Below are 1746 nucleotides of genomic sequence, written 5' to 3' on the forward strand. Positions count from 1 at the left end.
GAGTCGTGCAGCAGCCGGCCCACCAGGGTGGACTTGCCGTCGTCGACGGAACCCGCGGTGGCGAAGCGCAGCAGCGTGGTGGCGCTGAGCTGCTCGGTGGTGGTCGTCATGGCTAGAAGTACCCTTCGCGCTTGCGGTCTTCCATCGCGGCCTCGGACAGCTTGTCGTCGGCGCGGGTCGCACCCCGCTCGGTGAGGCGGGAGACGGCGATCTCGGCGATCACGGCGTCCAGGTCGGTGGCGTCGGAGTCGACGGCGCCGGTGCAGGACATGTCGCCGACGGTGCGGTAGCGCACCAGGCGCTTCTCCACCGGCTCGGTGTCCTTGGGGCCGCCCCATTCGCCGGCGGTCAGCCACATGCCGTTGCGCTGGAAGACGTCCCGTTCGTGGGCGAAGTAGATCTCCGGCAGTTCGATGTTCTCGCGGGCGATGTACTGCCACACGTCCAGCTCGGTCCAGTTGGAGAGCGGGAAGACGCGGACGTGCTCGCCGGGGGCGTGGCGGCCGTTGTAGAGCTGCCAGAGCTCGGGGCGCTGGCGGCGGGGGTCCCACTGGGAGAACTCGTCGCGCAGGGAGAACACGCGCTCCTTGGCGCGGGCCTTCTCCTCGTCGCGGCGGCCGCCGCCGAACACGGCGTCGAACTTCAGCTGCTGGATGGCCTCGGTGAGGGGGACGGTCTGCAGCGGGTTGCGGACGCCGTCCGGACGCTCGCGGAGCTTGCCGGCGTCGATGTACTCCTGGACGGAGGCAACGTGCAGGCGCAGGCCGTGCTTCTCCACGGCGCGGTCGCGGTAGGCGAGCACCTCGGGGAAGTTGTGGCCGGTGTCCACGTGCAGCAGGGCGAAGGGCACCGGCGCGGGGGCGAAGGCCTTGAGCGCCAGGTGCAGCATGACGATGGAGTCCTTGCCGCCGGAGAAGAGGATCACCGGCTTCTCGAACTCGCCCGCCACCTCGCGGAAGATGTGCACCGCCTCGGATTCGAGGGCGTCGAGGTGCGACAGCGCGTAGGGCGCGTCGGAACCGGACTCGGTGTGCAGGTGCGCGGCGGTGGTCATGCCAGACCCCTCTCGGTGAGCAGTGCGTGCAGGGCGGACGCCGACTCCTGCACGGTCTGCGTGTGCGACTCGATGCGCAGGTCGGGGGCTTCCGGTGCCTCGTACGGGTCGTCGACGCCGGTCAGACCGGAGATCTCGCCCGCCGCCTGCTTGGCGTACAGGCCCTTCACGTCCCGCTCGGAGCACACCTCGACCGGGGTCGCGACGTGCACTTCGAGGTAGCTCGTACCGGCCGCGGCGTGCCGCTTCGCGACGGCCTCGCGGCTGTCGGCGAAGGGGGCGATGACCGGGACGAGGGCCTTGACGCCGTTGCTCGCGAGGAGTTCGGCGACGAAGCCGATCCGCTGCACGTTGGTGTGCCGGTCCTCGCGGCCGAAGCCCAGTCCGGCGGAGAGGAACTCGCGGATCTCGTCGCCGTCGAGGACCTCCACCCGGTGGCCCTCGGCGCGCAGCCGCTCCGCCAGCGCGTAGGCGATGGTGGTCTTGCCCGCGCTGGGCAGACCGGTCAGCCACACGGTGGCTCCCTGGCCGGTCACGCTCATCCGCTTCTCCGTAGGTTCCGTGGTGTCCGTGGTTGTGGTGGTCATCAGCCGTGCAGTCCGCACTCGGTCTTGCCGCGCCCGGCCCAGCGGCCGGCCCGGGCGTCCTCGCCCTCGGCGACCCGGCGGGTGCAGGGGGCGCAGCCGACGGAG

The 1746-nt window shown here is 71.1% G+C and carries 1 protein-coding gene and 3 pseudogenes; all 4 read right to left on the bottom strand.

Features of this window, described 5'->3' with window-relative positions; genetic code table 11:
* Positions 1 to 266 (bottom strand): annotated as a pseudogene (locus WDV06_RS36795) (hypothetical protein); the annotation flags it as partial.
* Positions 176 to 1054: pseudogene (gene cysD / locus WDV06_RS36800) on the bottom strand (sulfate adenylyltransferase subunit CysD); the annotation flags it as partial. The pseudogenes cysD and WDV06_RS36795, both read right to left, overlap by 91 nt.
* Positions 1051 to 1596: an adenylyl-sulfate kinase gene (cysC, locus tag WDV06_RS36805; protein WP_395514151.1), complete on the bottom strand. Its 546-nt coding sequence runs from the start codon at positions 1594 to 1596 to the stop codon at positions 1051 to 1053. The pseudogene cysD and the gene cysC, both read right to left, overlap by 4 nt.
* Before the next feature lie 44 nt (positions 1597 to 1640).
* Positions 1641 to 1746 (bottom strand): annotated as a pseudogene (locus tag WDV06_RS36810) (phosphoadenylyl-sulfate reductase); the annotation flags it as partial.

It is taken from the genome of Streptomyces racemochromogenes, assembly GCF_044129415.1.
In the GTDB taxonomy this organism is placed as follows: domain Bacteria; phylum Actinomycetota; class Actinomycetes; order Streptomycetales; family Streptomycetaceae; genus Streptomyces; species Streptomyces racemochromogenes_A.

Coding starts and splice junctions, on each gene's coding strand:
- cysC (WP_395514151.1), bottom strand. CDS start 1,596: ATGAGCGTGACCGGCCAGGGAGCCACCGTGTGGCTGACCGGTCTGCCC.